The organism is Stenotrophomonas sp. YJH_SMC_91 (genome assembly GCF_059368495.1).
Map to the genome: position 1 here is coordinate 1 of NZ_JCAFRT010000003.1, position 20,971 is coordinate 20,971.

12 protein-coding genes and 3 tRNA genes are annotated in these 20,971 nt (G+C 66.5%); 6 read left to right on the forward strand and 9 right to left on the reverse strand.

Features of this window, described 5'->3' with window-relative positions; genetic code table 11:
- From AC5P5X_RS05570 to AC5P5X_RS05595, 6 genes are all read right to left on the reverse strand, one after another.
- On the reverse strand, positions 1–606 hold a 606-nt coding region (locus tag AC5P5X_RS05570; protein WP_495215921.1), incomplete at its 3' end, for a GTP-binding protein.
- A gap of 41 nt (positions 607–647) precedes the next feature.
- Positions 648–723 (reverse strand) — tRNA-Thr (locus tag AC5P5X_RS05575).
- Between the two features lie 49 nt (positions 724–772).
- A tRNA-Gly gene (locus AC5P5X_RS05580) sits at positions 773–846 on the reverse strand.
- A gap of 24 nt (positions 847–870) precedes the next feature.
- A tRNA-Tyr gene (locus tag AC5P5X_RS05585) sits at positions 871–956 on the reverse strand.
- A 137-nt stretch (positions 957–1,093) separates the two neighbouring features.
- Positions 1,094–2,110 (reverse strand): isoaspartyl peptidase/L-asparaginase family protein, encoded by a 1,017-nt coding sequence (locus tag AC5P5X_RS05590; RefSeq protein ID WP_024957319.1) that lies wholly within the window; start codon positions 2,108–2,110, stop codon positions 1,094–1,096.
- A gap of 105 nt (positions 2,111–2,215) precedes the next feature.
- A complete protein-coding gene (locus tag AC5P5X_RS05595) occupies positions 2,216–3,235 on the reverse strand; it encodes a cyanophycinase (RefSeq protein ID WP_012479232.1) in 1,020 nt (339 codons plus the stop codon).
- 170 nt (positions 3,236–3,405) lie between these two features.
- Between AC5P5X_RS05595 and AC5P5X_RS05600 the strand changes: the two genes are divergently transcribed.
- The 6 genes from AC5P5X_RS05600 to AC5P5X_RS05625 all read left to right on the forward strand — a co-directional run bounded on the left by AC5P5X_RS05600 (position 3,406) and on the right by AC5P5X_RS05625 (position 17,814).
- Positions 3,406–6,144, forward strand: a complete 2,739-nt coding sequence (locus AC5P5X_RS05600; RefSeq protein ID WP_111189430.1) for a TonB-dependent receptor plug domain-containing protein — start codon at positions 3,406–3,408, stop codon at positions 6,142–6,144.
- A gap of 162 nt (positions 6,145–6,306) precedes the next feature.
- Positions 6,307–9,078 carry a response regulator gene (locus tag AC5P5X_RS05605; RefSeq protein WP_099484324.1) on the forward strand — a complete coding sequence of 924 codons (2,772 nt, stop codon included), beginning with the start codon at positions 6,307–6,309 and terminating at the stop codon, positions 9,076–9,078.
- Entirely contained in the window at positions 9,075–10,295 is a 1,221-nt protein-coding gene (locus AC5P5X_RS05610) for an EAL domain-containing response regulator (RefSeq protein ID WP_049418869.1), read from the forward strand. Before AC5P5X_RS05605 ends, AC5P5X_RS05610 begins: the two co-directional genes overlap by 4 nt.
- 123 nt (positions 10,296–10,418) lie before the next feature.
- Positions 10,419–13,646, forward strand: coding sequence for a hybrid sensor histidine kinase/response regulator (locus AC5P5X_RS05615; protein ID WP_111189429.1), 3,228 nt, complete (start codon positions 10,419–10,421; stop codon positions 13,644–13,646).
- Positions 13,643–14,284 carry a response regulator gene (locus AC5P5X_RS05620; RefSeq protein ID WP_005408195.1) on the forward strand — a complete coding sequence of 214 codons (642 nt, stop codon included), beginning with the start codon at positions 13,643–13,645 and terminating at the stop codon, positions 14,282–14,284. Before AC5P5X_RS05615 ends, AC5P5X_RS05620 begins: the two co-directional genes overlap by 4 nt.
- Before the next feature lie 263 nt (positions 14,285–14,547).
- Positions 14,548–17,814 (forward strand): autotransporter outer membrane beta-barrel domain-containing protein, encoded by a 3,267-nt coding sequence (locus tag AC5P5X_RS05625; protein ID WP_100438893.1) that lies wholly within the window; start codon positions 14,548–14,550, stop codon positions 17,812–17,814.
- Between the two features lie 504 nt (positions 17,815–18,318).
- Here AC5P5X_RS05625 and ychF read toward each other — a convergent pair.
- From ychF to AC5P5X_RS05640, 3 genes are all read right to left on the reverse strand, one after another.
- A complete protein-coding gene (gene ychF, locus AC5P5X_RS05630; RefSeq protein ID WP_005408193.1) occupies positions 18,319–19,410 on the reverse strand; it encodes a redox-regulated ATPase YchF in 1,092 nt (363 codons plus the stop codon).
- Between the two features lie 223 nt (positions 19,411–19,633).
- Positions 19,634–20,212, reverse strand: a complete 579-nt coding sequence (pth, locus tag AC5P5X_RS05635; RefSeq protein ID WP_005408192.1) for an aminoacyl-tRNA hydrolase — start codon at positions 20,210–20,212, stop codon at positions 19,634–19,636.
- A 48-nt stretch (positions 20,213–20,260) separates the two neighbouring features.
- Positions 20,261–20,878, reverse strand: a complete 618-nt coding sequence (locus AC5P5X_RS05640) for a 50S ribosomal protein L25/general stress protein Ctc (RefSeq protein WP_005408191.1) — start codon at positions 20,876–20,878, stop codon at positions 20,261–20,263.
- Between the last annotated feature and the right edge of the window lie 93 nt (positions 20,879–20,971).

The following is a 20,971-nucleotide window of genomic DNA, read 5'->3' on the forward strand; positions in this document are numbered from 1 at the left end:
AATCCAGCTGTCCAGGGCGTCGACCAGCTTCAGGATGGCCGGCACGCCGATGTCGCTCTGGTCGCCTTCCAGCGCCAGACGGGCCGAACCAGCGATGATCGGGGTGTCGTCGCCCGGGAAGTCGTACTTGCTCAGCAGCTCGCGCACTTCCATCTCGACCAGCTCGAGCAGCTCGGCGTCGTCCACCATGTCGGCCTTGTTCAGGAACACGACGATGTACGGCACGCCGACCTGACGCGACAGCAGGATGTGCTCGCGGGTCTGCGGCATCGGGCCGTCAGCGGCCGAGCACACCAGGATCGCGCCGTCCATCTGGGCGGCACCGGTGATCATGTTCTTGACGTAGTCAGCATGGCCCGGGCAATCGACGTGGGCGTAGTGACGGACCGGGGATTCGTATTCGACGTGCGCGGTCGAGATCGTGATACCACGAGCCTTTTCTTCCGGAGCGGCGTCGATCGAGGAGTAGTCCTTGAACTCGCCACCGAAGCGCTCGGCACCGATCTTGGTCAGTGCGGCGGTCAGCGTGGTCTTGCCGTGGTCGACGTGACCGATGGTGCCGACGTTGACGTGCGGCTTGGTGCGCTCGAACTTACCCTTGGCCATGGCTGCTTATCTCGAATTCGTCTGAGAGGTGATGCTTAAGATGGTGCTCACGAAAGGAATCGAACCTTCGACCTCTTCCTTACCAAGGAAGTGCTCTACCGACTGAGCTACGTGAGCCGAGTTTTGCATTATGACATGAACTCGATAATATTCAAAGTTCATTCAATGGAGCGGGAGACGGGAATCGAACCCGCACCATCAGCTTGGAAGGCTGAGGTTCTACCATTGAACTACTCCCGCGCCGGGAATGTCACAACGTGAAACTGGTGGAGGGAGGTGGATTCGAACCACCGAAGGCGTAAGCCAGCAGATTTACAGTCTGCCCCCGTTGGCCGCTTGGGTATCCCTCCTTACCACCCCATTCCGTTGCCGCCGAAGCGTTGCGGTGTGTGGTGGTGAGCCGCTTATTCTGCTGATGGGACGGGGGGCTGTCAACGCTTTTTTCCATTTTTTTCACACGCTGTCGCAAACCCATTGATACGCAAGGTTATTGCCCGGGAACCGGCAGGGTCTCGTTGGCGAAAATTGCGACATGAGGGACGCCGTCGCCGCCGATCCAGCCCCGATACATGCCCTGGGTGTTGAACGGCGTGGCCATTTTTCCGTCTGCGCCGAGCACGATCGCACCGCCGTCGCCGCCCATCTGCGGAATCGTCTCGTTGATCACGCCCTTGCCGGCCTGCTCCGGGCTCTGCCCCTGGTAGCGCATGCGCGCGCAGATCTCGTGCGCGGCCGCAGTGCGGATGTAGTACTCGCCCCACCCGGTGCCGGACACCGCGCAGCGTGCGTCGGCCCAGGTGCCGGCACCGATGATCGGCGAGTCACCGACCCGGCCGTAACGCTTGTTGGTCATGCCCCCGGTGGAGGTGCCGGCGGCCAGATGCCCCTGCGCGTCCAATGCGACCGCACCAACGGTACCGAAGTGCTTTGCAGTCTCCAGGTCAGCATGCGCCTGGCCGCTGGCCTCTTCCTTCAGCGCGCGCTGCAGCTGCTGCCAGCGCTTCTCTGTACGGAAGTAGGAGGGATCGACCAGAGGAATGCCCTGCTCGGCCGCGAAGGCTTCGGCGCCCTGCCCGACCATCATCACGTGGCGGGATTTCTGCATCACGGTCTGCGCCAGCAGGATCGGGTTGCGCACCCGCTGCACGCCCGCCACCGCGCCCGCCGCCTGGTTCGCGCCATCCATGACCGCCGCATCCAGCTCGTTGTGGCCGTCGTGGGTGAACACCGCGCCCTTGCCGGCGTTGAAGGTGGGATCGTCCTCCAGCACGGTGATCGCGGCGGTGACTGCGGCCAGCGCGGGGCGCCCCGCCGCCAGTTCCGCATGGCCCTTCAGCAGTGCCGCCCGCAGCGCGTCACGTGCGGCCTTTTCCTCGGCCGGCGACAGGTCCTTGCGCTCGACGCCGGCGCCGCCGTGGATGACCAGCAGCGGTGAAGCGGCCGGTGCGGCCTGGGCAAGCATGGGCAGGGACAGCAGCGCAGACAGCGCCAGGCGCAGTTTCATCGGATACGTCTCCAGCAGTAGCGGGGAATGGATTGCAGGGTAGTGCCGGCCGCTGGCCGGCGGGGGGCGTATCAGGGAAGGTGGGTTGCCGGCGAGCGGCCGGCACTACCGAAGCGTGAACTCAAGCTCACCGTCGCTGACGTCGGCCACGGCCTGATAGTCGGCCTCGGCCTGGACGTCATCCAGGCGCATGCGGCTGCCGCTGGCGACCACCGTTACCGGCACCGCGCGGAAGCGCAGCGGCTCGCCCTCGACCAGGCGGTCGGCATCGCGGCCAGGGTTGACCACCCAGACCTTGCCCTCGCCGTCAGCACTGTAGACCTGCGCCTGGCCATCAGGCTCCACGCACAGGGCGGTGTCCTCGTCGACGCCGATGCCGACGATGTCGGGGTCGCCACTGTCCTGTGCGGCACGCGCCACGAACACGATCAGGCGACCGAGCCGGTCGCGCTTGTCGAAGTGGGTGTCGGTGACCACGCGCTGCAGGTAGGGCATCTGCAGGAAGCCGCTGTCCATGGTCACCGCGCTGCCCATCGGGTCCGCCAGGGCGCCGGCAGAGGTGATGCTGCCGCCGTCCATCGCGCCGTAGGCATAGCCACCGAGGATGGCGAGCCCCGCACTGGTACCGGCAATCGGCTTGCCAGCGCGCACGTGGGCGTTCAGCGCGCGGTTGAGCGCAGTGCCCTTCCAGAAGCGGATGTAGCGCGACTGGTCACCACCGGCAATGAAGATGGCATCAGCTGCGGCAACCACGCGCAGCACGGCCGGATCGTCGGCGCCGCGGCGGCTGTCGAACACCAGCGTCTGCACTGCGGTGGTACCGCCGATCTCGCGGTACAGGCGGTCCTGCAGCTCATCACTGCCAGAAGCGCGCAGGATCAGCACACGGCCATTGCCAGCCTGCTTCAGCCACCAGTGGAAGGCCTCCGGCACCCATTCGCCACCGCCCATCAGCATCATGGCCGGTGCGCGCGGACCGGGCCGGGGCGCGTCGAGATCGCCGGCTTCGTAGTAGGCGAAGCCCGGGCCCTGCAGGTCCTGCGCAAGGGCGACCAACGGCACGGCCAAGACCAGCAGCGCCAGCCAGGCGAAGGGGGCACGCAGGGTCCGATGGAGGCGTCGCATCTTGATCTCCCTGAACAAAATCGACTTGCAAGCGTTTCCACTCTTTGCCAGATAGGGACCCAGTAGTCAAGGACATGAAAAAGGCGTTAAATGCGCGCGCCCGTTCCGGAAATCTGAATGGGGGACAGGGCCCCTCCTCTGCGGGCCGGCTTCATTTCCGAGAATTCCTCATGCGTAGAAAGGCGATGGCGTGGTCGATCCAGCTGGCGTTGATGGGCGTGGCTGCTTCCGCGGCGGCCCAGGCACCGGCTTCCTCCCCGGTTCAACAACTGGATGCGGTGCAGGTCACCGGTTCGCGCATTCCGCGCGCCCAGGTGGAAGGCCCCGCCCCGATCACGGTGATCGACGCCGAACAGATCCGCTCCAGCGGCTTCACCAGCGTGCCGGACGTGCTGCGTGCAATGACCCAGAACGGCGGTGAGACCCAGAGCCAGCAGTCTTCCAGCGGCGCCGACTTCTCGCCGGGCGCCCAGCAGGTGGACCTGCGCGGCCTGGGCCCGAACCACACGCTGGTGCTGGTCAATGGCCGCCGCATCGCCGACTTCCCGATGCCGTTCAAGGGCCGCAGCAACTTCACCGATGTCTCCAACATCCCGCTGGGGATGATCGAGCGCATCGAAGTGCTGACCGGCAGCGCCTCGGCCATCTACGGCTCGGACGCGATCGCCGGCGTGGTCAACTTCATCCTGAAGAAGAAGGCCGACGGCACCACGATCGACATGCGCATGGGCACCACCAGCGAAGGCGGTGGCGAGTCGTTCGACATGAGCCTGGCCAGCGGCTTCAGCCGCGGCAACTTCAACGCCGTGTACAGCGTCGAGCTGCAGTCGCAGACCCCGCTGTGGGCCTATGAGCGCGACATCCAGGATTCGACCCAGGACGGCCCCACCGAGGGCTCGCGCATCGCCCGCCGCGCTTACCTGCGTACGGACTACAACGACGACTACCTGGATCCGGGCGCGGCCACCTGCGAAGCGCTGGCCGGGCAGAACCAGGGCAGCACCTACCGCGCCTACCGCCCGCGCTACGGTTACTACTGCGGCAGCGACAGCTCGATCGGCTACGGCACCATCCTCAGCAAGCGCCGCGGCGCCAATGGCTACGCCTCGCTGAGCTACGACTTCGACAACGGCCAGCAATGGTTCGCCGATGTGCAGCTGGGCTACCACACGATGTCGCTGATGCGCGACGTCACCAAGTGGGGCCGCATGGACGCCAATGGCGATGAGTCGGGCTACTTCAACAACCAGGCCACCGGCGAGATCGAGTTCTGGCAGCGCCAGTTCTCACCCGAGGAAATGGGGGGCCTGCGCAATGCGATGGTGCGCAGCACGCAGAAGACCTTCAGCGTGACCACCGGCTTCAAGGGCAATCTGGCCGGCAACTGGGACTACGAAGCGGCGCTGAGCCATTCGCAGTACCAGTCGCGGATCAGCTGGGCGCAGATCATCGCCTCCAAGGCGAATGACCTGTTCCTGGGCCCGCAGCTGGGCGTGGACGACGACGGTTTCCCGATCTACAACGCGGCCCCGTCGCGGCTGTACCGGCCGCTGACCCGCGCCGAGTACGATTCGATTGCCGCACGCACCACCTATTCGCCGAAGTCGCGCACCGAGACGGCTGCATTCACGCTGACCAATTCCGCGCTGTTCGGCCTGCCGGGCGGTGATGCCGGGTTCGCCGCGACCGTGGAAGTGGGCCAGCAGGCCTATGCGCTGAATCCCGATCCGCTGGCCACCCAGTACTACTACTACAGCTGGAAGGATTCGGACGGCCAGGGCTCGCGCAACCGCTGGGCGACCGCCGCCGAGCTGCGCATGCCGCTGCACGAGACGGTCAACCTGAGCGTGGCCGGCCGCTACGACCAGTACCGCTATTCCGGCCACACCATCGGCAAGGCGACCTGGAGCGGCGGTCTGGAATGGCGCCCGATCGACACGCTGCTGGTACGCGGTTCGTATGGCACCGCGTTCCGCGCGCCGGACCTGCACTACGTGTTCGCCGGACCGGGCAACGACGAGACCACCGCCGAAGACCTGTACAGCTGCCGCGCCGATGGCGCCAGCGACTGTTCCGACTACGAGCGCAACCTGATCCGCAGCCGCACCGGCAACCGCCAGCTCGACCCGGAAACCAGCACCTCGTGGAGCGCAGGCTTCGTCTGGTCGCCGGCGATCGGCCTGGACCTGTCGGTGGACTGGTTCGACATCGACATGCGCAAGCAGGTGCAGGACATGGATGTGCGCACCCTCCTGGCCAACGAAGCGAACTGCCGGCTCGGCAGTGCCGACATCAGTTCGCCGACCTGCGTGGACGCGCTCGACCGCATCACCCGTACCAGCGACGGCCGCCTGTACGGCGTGCGCGTGGCGCCGATCAACGTCGCCCGCGAGTCGACCTCCGGCATCGACGTCGGCCTGCGCTACCGCCTGCAGACCGGTATCGGCGACTTCATCCTCAATGGCACCCACACCTGGGTGAAGAAGCACGATTTCCAGCGCTACCCCGGCGATCCGACCCTGGACCAGTTCGCGGTCAACAGCGGATTCGACATCCCCCGCACCAAGACCAGCCTGAGCGTGACCTGGGAGAAGGACGCGTGGTCGGCCACGGTCTACGGTTCGCGCCTGGGCAAGCTGCCGACCTCGGACAACTACGACCAGTCGTTCGACTGGGAAAGCGGTGACAGCCCCTACGTGAAGGCGACCTACCGCTACAACGCCTCGGTGCAGTATCGCTTCGACGACCATTCGCGCCTGTCGCTGTCGGTGGTCAACGTGTTCAACAAGATGCCGCCGAAGGATGCCACCTACACCGCGTATCCGTACTACGACGTGTCCTGGTTCGACAGCGTCGGCCGCACCATCAACCTGCAGTACACCCACAAGTTCGGTGGCAGCGCGCTGTAAGTGCCCGGCCAATGTCGGTACAGGAAACCCCCGCTTCGGCGGGGGTTCCTTTTTTTGCCACCTGAACGGTGCCCGCGGGCAGGCTCCGGGCCGGTCGGCCAGCCGGGGATTTTAGGAAACAGCTGATTCCGCGCCGTCCGCGCCGCTTCCTAGCATCGTTGCATGTTCCGCTTCCCCCGCCCTTCGCTGCAGAAGACCGTGCCATCGACCACCGCGTCGGTGCTGTTGCGCTGCCTGACCGTCTGTGTCTTCATCTGCCTGGCCGCCGCGGCCGGGTTCTACCTGCTCACGGCATTCACCGAGGACATCTCGACCCATCGCCGCGAGATGAATGCAGCGGCCTACAGGGCCCAGATCTATTTCGACCAGCGCGAAGCCCTGCTGCGCTACCTGGGCGATTCCGTGCTGGCCGGCAATCCGGATGCGCCTGCCACGGACAGCAAAGGCATGCGCCAGGTGGCGCTGGATGGCCCCGGCGGCCAGCCGGGCCAGCGACTGCTCTTGTCGGCACGTGCCGAGCACACGCTGCAGGCGCTGCAGACGCACCTGCTGCTGGTCGATGCGCGGGGTGCGCACTGGCTGGCCGGAGGCGCGGTCGACTTGGACGTGGCACGCCTGCCATCGCTACGTGCACTGCAGACGCGCAACGGCAGCCTCGAGGGCGCTGACCGGGTGTACTGGCTGCGCCCGGGTGACCGTGGCGTCGCACTGGCGCAGCCGGTGCAGTCCGGTCCCCATCCGGCGCAGTGGCTGGTACTGCTGCTTGATACAGATGCAGCGGCGGGCATGATCGATGGCCAGGGCATCGGCGGTTATGCGTTGCTCGACCGTTCTGGGCAGCCTGCATTGTCCAGCCAGGCGCCGCGGCTGGATCGCGCGGGCTGGACAATCCTGCGGGAACGCCAGGACGACAGCTTCGGTACGTTATGGAGCGGCGGCCTGCCGCGCGGCGTAGCGCTGGTGAAAAGTGTCGGCAATGACGGCTGGCGGTTGGTCTACCACCTGCCGCCGCAGCTGCTGCTGGGCGACCTGGCCGTGCCCCTGCTGGTCTGCGTGCTGTTGCTGCTGCTGGCCGGTGTTGCGCTGCGCCTGCTACGGCATCGCGTGGACCTGCAGCTGATCCAGCCGGCCCTGCAGCAGCACCGCCGCCTGCTGGAGAACCTGGACTTCAGTTCGACGGTGATCGACATGGCGCCGGTCGGCATCTGCGTCCTGCGCCGCAACGACCGCGCGCTGCTGCTGTCCAACCAGCTGCTGCGCGACTGGCTCGGCGAGGAAGGCGAACACAGCGACTGGCAGGCGCCATGGCGCGGACATGCCGGCGAGCGCGGGCGCGGACTGGAATTCACCGCCCGCGACGGGCGCCAGCTGCAGGTGCTGCACGCGGCCTGCCGCTACCAGGGCGATGATGTGCTGCTATGCGTCTTCCATGATATTTCCCGACACCGCCAGGCACAGGCCGCACTGTCGTCGGCACGCCAGGCGGCCGATGCGGCCAACCAGGCCAAGAGCGCGTTCCTGGCCACCATGAGCCATGAAATCCGCACTCCGCTGTACGGCGTGCTGGGCACGCTGGAGCTGCTGGGGCACACCTCGCTGGACGCCCGGCAGTCGCAATACCTGCGCACCATCGAGAGTTCCTCGTCGGTCCTGCTGCAGTTGATCAGTGATGTGCTGGATGTGTCCAAGATCGAGTCAGGGCAGCTCAGCCTGGAGCCGGCGGCGTTCTCGCCGCGCGAGCTGACCGAGAGTGTGCTGCGCAGCTTCGCCGCGTCGGCCACCTGCAAGGGCCTGCAGATCCTGGTCTGCACCGATCCGCGCCTGCCGACGCGGGTGCTCGGTGATGCCGACCGCATCCGCCAGGTGCTGGGCAACCTGCTCAGCAACGCGATCAAGTTCACCGAGCATGGCCGGGTGGTGTTGCGCGTGCGCCAGGTACAGCGCGAAGGTGAATCGAGCGTGCTGGCCTGGCAGGTGACCGATACCGGCGTGGGTATTGCTGCGGAGGAACAGGCGCGTCTGTTCGAACCGTTCCGCCAGGTCCGCGGCGCGGCCAGCGCGCAGGGTACCGGCCTGGGCCTGTCCATCAGCGACCGTCTGGTGCGCTTGATGAGCGGCGAGCTGCAGGTGGTGAGCGAGCCGGGCCTGGGCAGCAGCTTCAGCGTCCGCCTGCCATTGCCGGTGCTGGCCGCTGCCGAGGATGGGCCCACATTGCTGCCGGAACCACCGATCCTGGTGCGCGGCCGCGACCGCGAGCTGGTCGACAGTGCCTGTGGCTGGCTGTGTCGCTGGGGTGCCAACGCGCAGCCCCTGCTTGGCGACCCGACGCTGCTGGACCATGACGGCGCGATCCTGATGGATGGTGAAGCAGCCACTCCGCTGGCATGGTCGGGCCCGCGCGTGGTGGCATCGATCGAGGGCGGTGACCAGCCGATCACTGCCGCCGATGGCAGCCTGGTCGTGACCCTGCATGGCATGACCGCGATCGGCAATGCGCTGGCCAACGTGCAGCAGCAACGTGCGGCGCAGCCGGAGACCACGCGCTTGGCACCGCCCGTGCCGCTGGGGCTGCGCGTGCTGGCGGTCGAGGACAACCCGATCAACCGGGTGATCCTGGCTGAGCAGCTGCGCACCCTCGGCTGCGACGTGGAGCTGGCACAGGATGGCATTGAAGCGCTGCAACGGTGCCGCGAGCAGTGCTTCGATCTGGTGGTGACCGACATCAACATGCCGCGCATGGACGGCCACGCGCTGGCCCGCGAGCTGCGCGATGACGGCAACCTGGTACCGGTGATCGGCGCCACCGCCAATGCCACCGCCGAAGAGCGCGAGCGCTGCCTGGCCAGTGGCATGCAGGGCTACCTCAGCAAACCCATCGACATCGCCCGCCTGCGCAAGGCACTCACCGCCCTGCGCCAAGGAGATCCCGCATGACCCAGCGTGTCCTGATCCTGGAAGACCAGCCCTTCCAGCGTGGTTTCCTGGCCAATCTTTTCGGCAGCCGTGCCGGCGTCCAGGTCGATGCCTGCGAAGACGTGGATGCCGCCATCGCACTGTGTGCCTGCCAGCCCTACGACCTGGTGGTCAGTGACCTGCTGATGCCCGGGCAGGACGGCATCCAGTTCATCCAGGCGCTGGCGGCGCAGCCACGCCCACCCCGCCTTGCCGTGGTCAGCGCGGCCCCGCGGCGGATGATGACCTCGGCACGGCTGATGGCCGAATCGCTGGGGCTGGAGGTGATCGGCCTGCTGCCCAAGCCGGTGGCGGCCGCCGACGTGGATGCCCTGTTCGAGGCGCTGGCGCAGGCGCGTCAGGCCACTGGCAAGGCCCCCACGCGCGCGGCGGCTGCACCCGAACCGGATGTTTCGCAGCTGCGCCAGGCCATGGCCGATGGCAGCCTGACGGCCTGGTTCCAACCGAAAAAGTCACTGCAGTCAGGGCGGGTCGTGGCGGCCGAGGCACTGGTGCGCTGGCGCCATCCGCAGCTGGGCGCGCTGGCCGCTGGCAGCTTCCTCCCGGCGATCTGCCGATACGGGCTGGAGGGCGATCTGCTGCGGATGATGCTCAAGGCCAGCATCAGCGCACAGGCACGCTGGCGCAAACAAGGGTTCCGGGTACCGGTATCGATCAACCTGCCCCCTCACCTGCTGGAGCAGTCGGACCTGCCCGACGAACTGCTGGCACTGACCCTGGCCAACGGCGGTACGCCTGGTGAATTGTGCTTTGAGCTGATGGAAAACAGCACCACGCGGCACGTCAGCGACTTCTATGCCGGTGCCTGCCGGCTGCGCATGAAGGGCTTCGGCCTGGCCCAGGATGATTTCGGGCAGGGTCTGAGCTCGGTCCACAATCTGGTCAATACCCCCTTCACCGAGGTCAAGATCGACCGCGCGCTGGTCAGCGGCTGCGCCCGTGACCCGGCCCTGCACCTGACCTTGTCGACGGTGATCGCGCTGGCCAACCAGCTCGGGCTGACCATCGTGGCCGAGGGCGTGGAAAGCGATGCCGACCTGGCCGCGCTGCGCCAGCTCGGCTGCAGCCAGGTGCAGGGTTTCCTGATCTCGCAGGCGCTGCCCTCAGACGAGTTCACCCGCCTGCTGGACGAAGAAGCACCGCAACTGGACGAAAGATCGCGAGCCGCCCTGAGCTGACACGGATTCCACAGCGACTTCACAACATCATCAAGTCGCATTGACGATCCTGTCTGTGCAGTGGCGGCGGACTTTGCGCTGCCGCCACCGGTGCCTCTGTCCGCCCCCACCCTGAGACCCGCCATGCCGGCCGAGGCCGCCCCTGTTCGCCGACTCGCTCGCCGCTCACTGCGCGTCCACGCCCTGCTGATCGGCGTGGTGGTGCTGGCGACCCTGCAGGCCGGACTGCTGCTGTCGGCCGGCTCGCAGCTTTTGAACGAAGAGCGCAGCAAGATCGAGTACCACTTCCGCCGCCTGGACGGCACGCTTCGCGAGCAGGAGCGCTTCCTGCGCCAGTGGCGGCTGCACGATGTCGGCGCTCGAGGACAGCCGGTTGCCGATGCCAGCGTGGAACTGCAACGCGGCCCGTTGTTCGCCAACTTCGCGGCGATCGGGAGCGAGGGAGCCAGTCTTTCGCTACCGAACGAGCTGGGCGATCGTTTCCTGCGCTTCTACGGCACGTTCTGGTCGGCCTCGCACTACCCACCACCGCAATGCCTGCTGGTCGATGGCCAGGGCACGCGCGGGCTGCTGGCACCGGTGCAGATCGGCGTTACCGATGCGAGCCAGAACAGCCCGCATCACCTGCGCCCGGCGATCGCCGACATCCACCGGGTCATGGGCACGCGTCCGGCGCTGCAGCGCGGTGGCATCGTCTGGGTGAGCGTACCGTGGCGCGACCGGCAGACCCGTTTGCTGGCCATCGCGCATGCGCCGCAGGATGCACGCCTGTGGGGCGAGGACGACAAGGATTCACAGGCCGCGCTGGCCTGCCTGCTCGATCCGGGACGTGTCGATGACTACCGGCAGGTGCTGGGTGTTCCGGTGTTCCAGCGGCTGTCGCTGTTCGATACCGATGGCCAGCGCCTGCTGGGCGATGCAGCAGACGCCAGTGACGCTGGCACCTCCTGGAAGGCCGGCCTTGCAGGCCTGCAGTTCCGCATGCGCAGCGAGCGCGGCTGGCTGGCGGTGTACCACGTCAGCTGGCGGCAGGTGTTCCAGCACCCACAGGGGCCCTTGCTCGGCGCGACCGTGGTGGCGCTGCTGCTGGCATTGGGTGGCACGCTGCTGCTGCGCGCGTATCGGCGTTCGGTCATCGAACCACTGCGCAGCAACCACGCGCGCCTGCTGGAAAGCGAGGCCTTCAGCCGCACCATCCTGGACAACGCGCCGATCGGGCTGTGCCTGCTGCGCCGTACCGATGGCAATGTGCTGCTGGACAACACTCTCGCCCGCCGCTGGCTGGGCGAAGACCACCACAGCGGAGGCTGGCATGGCCCTTGGCGGCGCAGCGTGCTGGCCGCTGGAGGCACCACGCTCGGCGATGGGCTGGCCTACACCACGCCCGAAGGCCGCCACCTGCTGGTGACCGCGACGCCGGCGCGCTATCGCGGCGAGCCGGCGGTGCTGTGTCTGTTCATCGATCTCAGCAGCCAGCATGAAGCCGAACAGGTGCTGCAGCAGGCGCGCCGTGCCGCCGACCAGGCCAACCGGGCCAAGAGCCAGTTCCTGGCCACGATGAGCCATGAAATCCGCACGCCGCTGTACGGCGTGCTCGGCACCCTCGAACTGCTCGGACTCACACCACTGGATGCGCGGCAGCAGGACTATCTGGCGACGATCCAGCGTTCGTCCTCGACCCTGATGCAGCTGATCAGCGACATCCTCGACGTCAGCAAGGCAGAGGCCGGGCAACTGAGCCTGGAGCCCAGCCCGTTCGATCCGGTGCGACTGACCGAGGATGCGCTCGACTCGTATGCTGCCGCGGCCGCCAACAAGGGGCTGCGGTTCTACGCCTGCATCGATGCCGACGTGCCACCCTTGGTGTGCGGTGATGCCGCGCGGATCCGCCAGGTCCTCAACAACCTGATCAGCAACGCACTGAAGTTCACCGACAGCGGGCGCGTGGTGGTGCGCGTTTCGGCACGCTGGCAGGAGCAACGCTGCTGGCTGCAGTGGCAGGTCGCCGATACCGGTATCGGCATTGCCAGCGAACACCAGGCGCACCTGTTCGAGCCGTTCTTCCAGGCCAACCCGGGCACCGATGCGATGCGCGGCACCGGCCTAGGGCTGGCCATCTGCGCGCATCTTGTGGCGTTGATGGAAGGCCAGCTGCGTGTGGTCAGCGAGAGCGGCCTGGGCAGCAGCTTCAGCGTCGAACTGCCGCTGCCACCGGCGCCGGCGGATCCGCAGCAATCCCCTGCGCCGCAGCTGCCTGCGGGCCTGCAGGTCCAGGTACGGGGCAGCGTGCGCGAGCTGGTGCAATCGCTGTGCGAACGCCTGCAGCAGCGTGGTGAACAGGCCAGCGTGTACCGGGAAGACAGCACGGCAGACTTGCCATCGCCCACCGTGCTGCTCGACCTGGTCCTTGACGACCCGCTGCCCGGGTGGGCCGGTGGACCGCGTGTGGTCGCCTGCCGCGAAGGCGGCGTGCGCCCCCGGCACATTGATGGCTTCTGGCAGGTTGGCCTGCACCGGTTCGATGCGATCGTGCTCGCGTTGGCCGCGGCCAGTGGCCAGCCGCTAGCGGCGAGCGCCGAAGGGCGCCTGCCGGCGACGCGCCGTTTCGGCCTGCAGGTGCTGGTGGCCGAGGACAACCCGATCAACCAGGCGATCCTGCGCGACCAGCTGGAACAGCTCGGCTGCCGCGCCGTGGTCGCCAGCGATGGCAATGAAGCGCTGGGCTACTGGCAGCAGGGCGCGTTCGCGCTGGTGCTGACCGACCTGAACATGCCCGGGATGGATGGCTATGGCCTGGCGCGAGCCTTGCGGGCGCGCGGTGTCAGCGTGCCGATCCACGGTGCCACCGCCAACGCCGATCCGGCCGAACGCCAACGCTGCCAGGAATCGGGCATGCAGGGCGTGCTGGTCAAGCCGATCACGCTGGAAGCGCTGCAACGCCTGCTGATCCGGATCACCCAGGGCGATGCGGCGGTTTCCGCGCCGCCGCAAAGTCCTGTATCCACCGATACGCGCGATGATGATCCGCCGCTGCAGGTTCCCGCAAGAATGCAGGCATTGTTCGTGCAGACCATGCAGGCTGACCTGGACAGCCTGCGCCAGTCGATTGCCACCGCCGATCCCGCGCGCGTGGTGCAGGTACTGCATCGCATCCGCGGCGCACTGGTCATCGTCGGCGCACCTGCGCTGGTGGACAGCGGCCTGCGGATCGAACAGGGCCTCGCAGGCGGCGATGACCTGGTCACCCAGGAGGCTCCGCTTGCCGGCTTCCAGCGACGCCTCGAACAGCTGCTGCATCCGCTGCTCGGCGCGGCATCTCCTTCCTCATCTGACGACCCGAACCCGCCATGACCACACGGATCCTCATCGCCGACGACCACCCGATCGTGCTTGCCGGCATCCGCGACGTACTGGCCGGGGAGCTGGACCTCGAGGTCGTGGGCGAAGCGGCCGACCCGGCGACGCTGATCGAGCTGATGACCCGGACCCGGCCACAGGCGGTGATCACCGACTACAGCATGCCAGGGGGCGACCGCTTCGGGGACGGCATAAAGCTGATCTCGTTCCTGCGCCGCAGCTTCCCGGAGACGCGCCTGCTGGTGCTGACGATGGTGTCCAACCCGTCGTTGGTTGCGGCGATGTATGCCGCTGGTGCCGGCGGCGTGGTGCTCAAGAGCCATGGATTGGGCAGCCTGGTACAGGCCCTGCGCGTGGTGCTGGCCGACCGCGTCTACCGGCCCCCGGGCCTGCTGCCGGTAGCGGCGAGCGAGCCGGCCGATGCCGATGCGGTGCGTGCGCGGCTGTCGCCGCGCGAGCTGGAAGTGATCCGGCTGTTCACCGGCGGCATGAGCGTGGGCGACATTGCACGCCAGCTGCAGCGCAGCGCCAAGACGGTCAGCACGCAGAAGATCAGCGCGATGCGCAAGCTGGGCGTGGACAGTGATCAGGCGCTGATCGAGTACTGCCTGCAGGCCTCGTTGTTCGCCTGAGGTCCACTCCAGGCTGAACCCTGCAGCCCCTGTACAAGGGCCCGCACCGGCTTTAGGAAACGCCTGATTCCATAGGACAGCGCCGATTTCTAGGCTGGACGCATCCCGCCTTGGTGCGCCTGCCGGCAGTAGCTGCGCCGCCCTGGGGGACGGAAGTCCGATGGCGCCTGCAGCTGCCATCGCGTGTGGCTTCCGCAGCGACGCGGCCCTGCCGCGCCAGTTCGCGCAGCCGTGCTGCGCCCTGCCACAGGAAGTCCAACAGAATGTACGCCTCCCCCACACGGTACCGCCGTGCGCCTGGGCGCGCGCGCCTCGCGCCTGCCCCCCTCCTTCCCAGCCTGCTGGCGACCGCCCTGTGGGCGGCGCTGCCGGCCCACGCCGCCGATCTGACCGGACCGCTGAAGGTCATCAATGGCCAGACCCTGCAGCTGGATGCGGGCGATACCCTGCTGCACTCCGTGGGCGGCTTCGCCCTGGACGTGAACGGAGCCGGCAGCACGGCAACGCTCGATGACACGCGCGTCGATGTCACCGGCGGCGGCAGCGCAATCCAGGCCTCCGCAGGTGGCAGTGTTCTTGTACAGGGAGGTCACATACAGCTTGGCAATGGAAGTTCAGGCGTCGGTTATGCGCTCAACGCAACCGGCATCGGCAGTGTCATCCACGCCAGCAACCTGGTCATCAATGCCTATCGCAACAGTTCCGGCTACGGCACGGTCAACGCCACCAACGGCGGCAAGATATGGCTCGATGGCGGCAGTGTAAGCAGCGATGGTCATGCCCTGTATTCCAGCGGACGTGGAAGCGAGCTGCATGTATCGGGTACCACGATCAGCAACGGTGCCGGCCGTGCCATCTATGCCGACGGCGGCGCACTGCTTTCGTTGGAATCACTGGCGATGACGTTCGCGCAGGCAACCAACGGTTCCAGCGGCCGCCTGTCCGCAAGCGGCAGCGGAAGCGTGTTGTCGCTGCGCGACGTGGATGTCATCAATGGCTACTTCGACATTGACAACGGGGGGATCCTCCGCATCACCGGGGGCACCGCCACCGCCAACGGCAGCAGCATCCGACTGATGGGAAACCGGACCAGTCGAACGTTCGCCACAGCGGAAATCACCAATGCCCGCTTTGAAAGCACCGGCGGCTACGGCGTCAACGTCAACAGCTGGGGCAAGTTGACCGCCGAGGGCGCGCACTTCACCGTGCGCGATGGCAGTTCCGGGATCTGGCTGTCCGGTGCCGACTCGCTGGCGGACCTGAGCAACACTGTGATCAGCACCTTTGGTGACAACGGGTATGGCCACGGTGTGGACGTATGGGGTGGCACCGCGACGATCACCGGTGGCAGCATTGATACCCATGGCGATGGCGTCTACGGCCTGCGCGCTTCCGGCAGCAACCCTCCAACGCCCTACTCCCGGATCCGTGCCAGGAATCTCGACATTGCGACCTACGGTGCGGTGTCCGGTGGTGTGTTCCTGGGCGGCAGTACCGCGGACATACAGCTGGACGGCGGCTCGATCACCACCCATGGCGCAGCCTCGTTCGGCATCGTGCAGATGAACACTGCAAAGCTCACTGCGGACGCCCTGCACATCCAGGCGCTGGGAACGAACTCGGGCGCCTATCGTTCCTACATCACCGTATTTGGTCCCTACTGGGATCGGCTGGTGTTCAACGACAGCCAGATCGAGACCCTGGACGGCCCAGCGTTGTGGCTGCAGGGAAGCAACCACGAACTGACACTCAACAATACCGCCGTTGTCGCCCGTCAGGCAGGTGACCTGGTTGGCGGCCGACTGCTGAGGGTCAGCGATACCGTGTTCACTGATGGCAGCTCGGTGGCAACGTCCGAGATCCGCTTCACCGCGAACAACAGCCGCCTGAGCGGCGACGTGGTCGTCGACAGCGCGACTGCGGAGGTGCACATGGTGCTGCGCAACGGTACTCAGTTCAGCGGCGCCCTGCGCAACGACTCCGGTTACCAGGTCGCACAGCTGGCGCTGGATGGCAGCAGCCAGTGGAACGTGCGTGACAGTTCCAGCGTCGGTGCACTCGAACACGCCGGCACCATTGCCTTCGATGCACCGGCGGCGGGCGGTTTCAAGACCGTCACTGTCAGCGGCGACTACGTGGGTAACGGTGGCCACTGGATCTTCAACCGTGCACTGGGGGACGATACCTCGCTCGGCGATCAGCTGGTGATCAGCGGCAACAGCAGCGGCACCGCCAGCGTGAGCGTGCGCAATGCCGGCGGCGCCGGTGCACTGACCCAGGAGGGCATCCGCCTGATCACCGTAGGTGGCCAGTCCGATGCTCAGTTCGGCCTGCAGGGCCGCGCGGTTGCCGGTGCCTACGACTACTTCCTGTTCAAGGGCGGCGTGTCGACCCCGGATGATGGCAACTGGTACCTGCGTTCGGAATACGTCGATCCTGTCGATCCAGTGGATCCAGTGGATCCAGTGGACCCCGTCGATCCCGTCGATCCCGTCGATCCTGTCGATCCTGTCGATCCTGTCGATCCTGTCGATCCCGTCGATCCCGTCGATCCGGTAGATCCAGTTGACCCGACACGTCCGAAGGTGGAACGCCCGGAACCGGCGGCCTACCTGGCCAACCGCAGCGCCGCGCTGGGCATGTTCCGGCACAGCCTGCACGACCGCGCCGGTGATCCCGCCGCCGAAGCGGGCGTCAGCGGCGATGCCGTGGCCTGGATGCACCTTCGCAGCGCGCAGCCCGACAGCCACGACCGCAACCGCCAGGTCCAGGTCGATGGGCAGATCAGCAGCGTGCTGGTCGGCGTCGGCCGCCGTTTCGAGGTGGGTGGCAAGGGCGAACTGCAGGCAGGTGCGATGCTCGGTCACGGCCGTGCGCGCAATGACAGCCGATCGCAGGTGACCGGCTACGCCGCGCGGGGCGTGGTCACCGGCACCAGCGTGGGCGCCTATGCCACCTGGCTGCAGGATGCACGCATGCAGGGCGGCGCCTATGTGGACGGTTGGCTGCAGTACGGCCGCTTCCGCAACAGCGTGCAGGGCGAAGGCCTGCAGAAGGAGCGCTATGACGCCCGCAACTGGAGTGCGTCGGCCGAAGCCGGCTATGTGCTTCCCCTGCGGCGCACCGCGCAGCGCGGCATCTACCTGGAACCGCAGCTGCAGGTGGTTCACAGCCGCTATGACAGCGACCGCGTGGTCGAGGCCAACGGCACGGTGGTCGAGGACCGCGGCGGTAGCGAGACCAGCAGCCGCCTCGGCCTGCGCCTGTACAGCCGCGGGTTGAGCCCGGCGCAGGGCCAGGTGCACCCGTACGTGGCGGTGAACTGGTGGTCCGGCGGCAATGGCGCAGGCCTGGCGATGGACGGCGAGCGCCTGCAGCGGCAGCTGCCGCGCGACATCTACGAAGCCAAGGCCGGTGTGCAGGTGAATCTGTCCGGCGGTTGGCGAGGCTGGGGTGAATTGAGCCGGCAGAGCGGTGGCATGGGCTTCCGCGATATCAGTGCGCAGATGGGCGTGTCGTACACCTGGTGATGCGGGAAGTGCCCGGCAAGGGAGTGCCGGGCGCTTTTTCCACATGCCGCGTGGAAAGCGATGGGGGTTAGGTGTGGACAAGTGCCTGCGAACCGCATGGAGCAAGCGTTTCAGGACGTGGCTATTTTTTATCCATGCCTCTTCGCGGTTTTCCACACCCCTCGTGGAGAGTGGTTGGGATTTGATGTGGACAAGTAGGTGGGAGTGTTGCTGCGCAAGCGCTTCGAAGCGTGGTCAAAATTTGTCCACGCTGCACGATCGAGGCAGGTAGCGCCGAGCCCGCGCTCTGCTCACGTCCATCGCAGCCGTGCATCGGCTCGGCGCTGCATCAGGTTCGCCGGTTTTCCACACACGACGTGGAAAGCGATGGGAGTTTGCTGTGGACAAGTACCGGCGAACATCACACCGCAAGCGTTTCGCAGCGTGGTGTTTTTTTGTCCATCGCCGGAAACGCGAACGCCCCGCACAGGGCGGGGCGTCCGGGGTCGATCCGATGCCGCTGGATCAGACGTTGAAGCGGAAGTGCAGGATGTCGCCTTCCTGCACGCGGTATTCCTTGCCTTCCAGACGCAGGCGACCGGCTTCCTTGGCGCCGGCTTCGCCCTTGTACTTGATGAAGTCGTCATACGCGATGGTTTCGGCGCGGATGAAACCCTTCTCGAAGTCGGTGTGGATGACTGCGGCAGCCTGCGGGGCGGTGGCGCCCTTGCGTACGGTCCACGCGCGGACTTCCTTCACGCCAGCGGTGAAGTAGGTCTGCAGGCCGAGCAGGCTGTAGGCCGCGTTGATCACGCGGTTCAGGCCCGGCTCGCTCAGGCCCAGGTCGGCCAGGAAGGTATCGCGGTCTTCGTCATCGAGCTGGGACAGCTCTTCTTCGATCGCGGCCGACACCGGCACCACCTGCGCGCCTTCGGCGGCAGCATGCGCACGCACGGCTTCCAGGTGCGGGTTGTTCTCGAAGCCGTCTTCCAGCACGTTGGCGATGTACATCACCGGCTTCAGGGTCAGCAGGAACAGGTCGCGCACCAGCGCCTTCTCTTCCTCGTCCAGGCCGACCGAGCGACCGGCCTTGCCGTCCGACAGCGCAGCCTGCAGCTTGGCCAGCACCGGCTTGCGCGCCGCTGCGTCCTTGTCGCCGCCCTTGGCCGCACGCTCGGCACGGTTCAGCGCCTTCTCGACACTGTCCAGGTCAGCCAGCGCCAGCTCGGTGTCGATGGTTTCGATGTCCGAGATCGGATCGACCTTGCCAGCCACGTGCACGATGTCGCCGTGCTCGAAGCAGCGCACCACGTGGGTGATCGCGTCGACTTCGCGGATGTGCGCCAGGAACTTGTTGCCCAGGCCTTCACCGCTGGCGGCACCGGCCACCAGGCCGGCGATGTCGACGAACTCGACCGCGGTCGGGATGACCTTCTGAGGGTTGATGATGCCCGCCAGCTCGTTCAGGCGCGGGTCCGGCACCGGCACGATGCCGACGTTCGGCTCGATGGTGCAGAACGGGAAGTTCGCCGCGGCGATACCCGCCTTGGTCAGCGCATTGAACAGGGTCGACTTGCCGACGTTGGGCAGGCCGACGATGCCGCATTTGATACCCATGGGTGACAGCTCTCTGGGGTGAAAGTGATTGGGGAAACAGCGGCCTGGGCGCTGCTTTTCCAATCATTCTCCGTACCGACCAACGGTCGGTACCTACCGGATTGGTTGGTTCCGTACCGACCAACGGTCGGTACCTACCGGATTGGTTGGTTCCGTACCGACCAACGGCCGGTACCTAGCGGATTGGATGGTTCCACACCGACCAACGGTCTGTACCTACAGCTTATTTCGGGGTGTGCAGCCGCTTCATCGCTTCGCTGAAATCGCCCTGTACCGCCAGCGGCATCACGTCGATCGCATCGTCGATGGCGCGTGCGATCAGCACGTCGTCCTCCTTGGACGGGCGCCCCAGCACCCAACCCACTACGCGGTCCTTGTGGCCGGGATGGCCGATGCCCACGCGCAGGCGATGGAACTTGCCGTGGCCGAGCAGGCGGATGGTGTCGCGCAGGCCGTTCTGGCCGCCGTGGCCACCGTCGAACTTCAGCCGCGCCACGCCGGGCGCCAGGTCCAGTTCGTCGTGTGCGAGCAGGGTTTCTTCCGGTTCGATCTTCCAGAACCGCTGTGCGGCGGTGACCGACTTGCCGCTGAGGTTCATGAAGGTGGCGGGCTTGAGCAGCCACACCGTCTGCCCGGCGATCTCGACCTTGGCGGTCTCACCGAACAGCTTGCTGTCCACATTCCATCGCGCACCGGCTTTCTCCGCCAGGGCCTCAACGAAATGAAACCCGGCATTGTGCCGGGTCCGGGCGTGTTCCGATCCGGGATTGCCCAGACCGACGATCAGTCGCAGTCCTGCCATGGTTCCTTCCAGTACGGTGCCTGCCCGGAGGCAGGCACCGTAACGGTATTACTCGGCGGCAGCCGCTTCTTCGTCAGCCTCGTCGGCCTTGCCGGCCTTGGCGGTGACGATGGCGTCGTCGTGGTCCTTGCCCAGCGCCAGGGCCGGGATTTCCACGCCCTTCGGCAGCTTGATGTCGGACAGGTACACCACGTCACCGGCCTTCAGCTCGCCCAGGTCGACTTCGATCGACTCCGGCAGGTCCTTCGGCAGGCAGGTGATGGTCACTTCCTTCAGTTCGTGGGTGACCACGACGTCGGCAGCCTTGCCGGCCGGCGAGGTGTCTTCGTTGACGAAGTGCAGCGGGACCGAAGCGGTCAGGGCTTCGTTCTCGTTCACGCGCTGGAAGTCCAGGTGCATGATCAGCTGCTTGTACGGGTGGCGCTGCATGTCACGCAGCAGGACCTTCTGCACCTGGCCATCCAGGTTCAGGTCCAGGATCGAGGCATAGAACCACTCGTTCTGCTGGGCCAGCCAGATTTCGTTGTGGTCCAGGCTGATGGCGACCGGCTCGGCGTTGCCGCCGTACACGATGGCCGGGATCACACCGGCGTGACGCAGGCGGCGGCTCGCACCCTTACGCTGCAGTTCACGCTTGGTGACCTTGATTTCATGGGTCTTCGACATTTTCGACTACTCAGGTTGTTGCCGCGCCCTGCGGCGTGGCGGTTGAAGATGCTTCCGCGACCAGAAGCATCCGGGTATGCCCCCGCCGTTGCC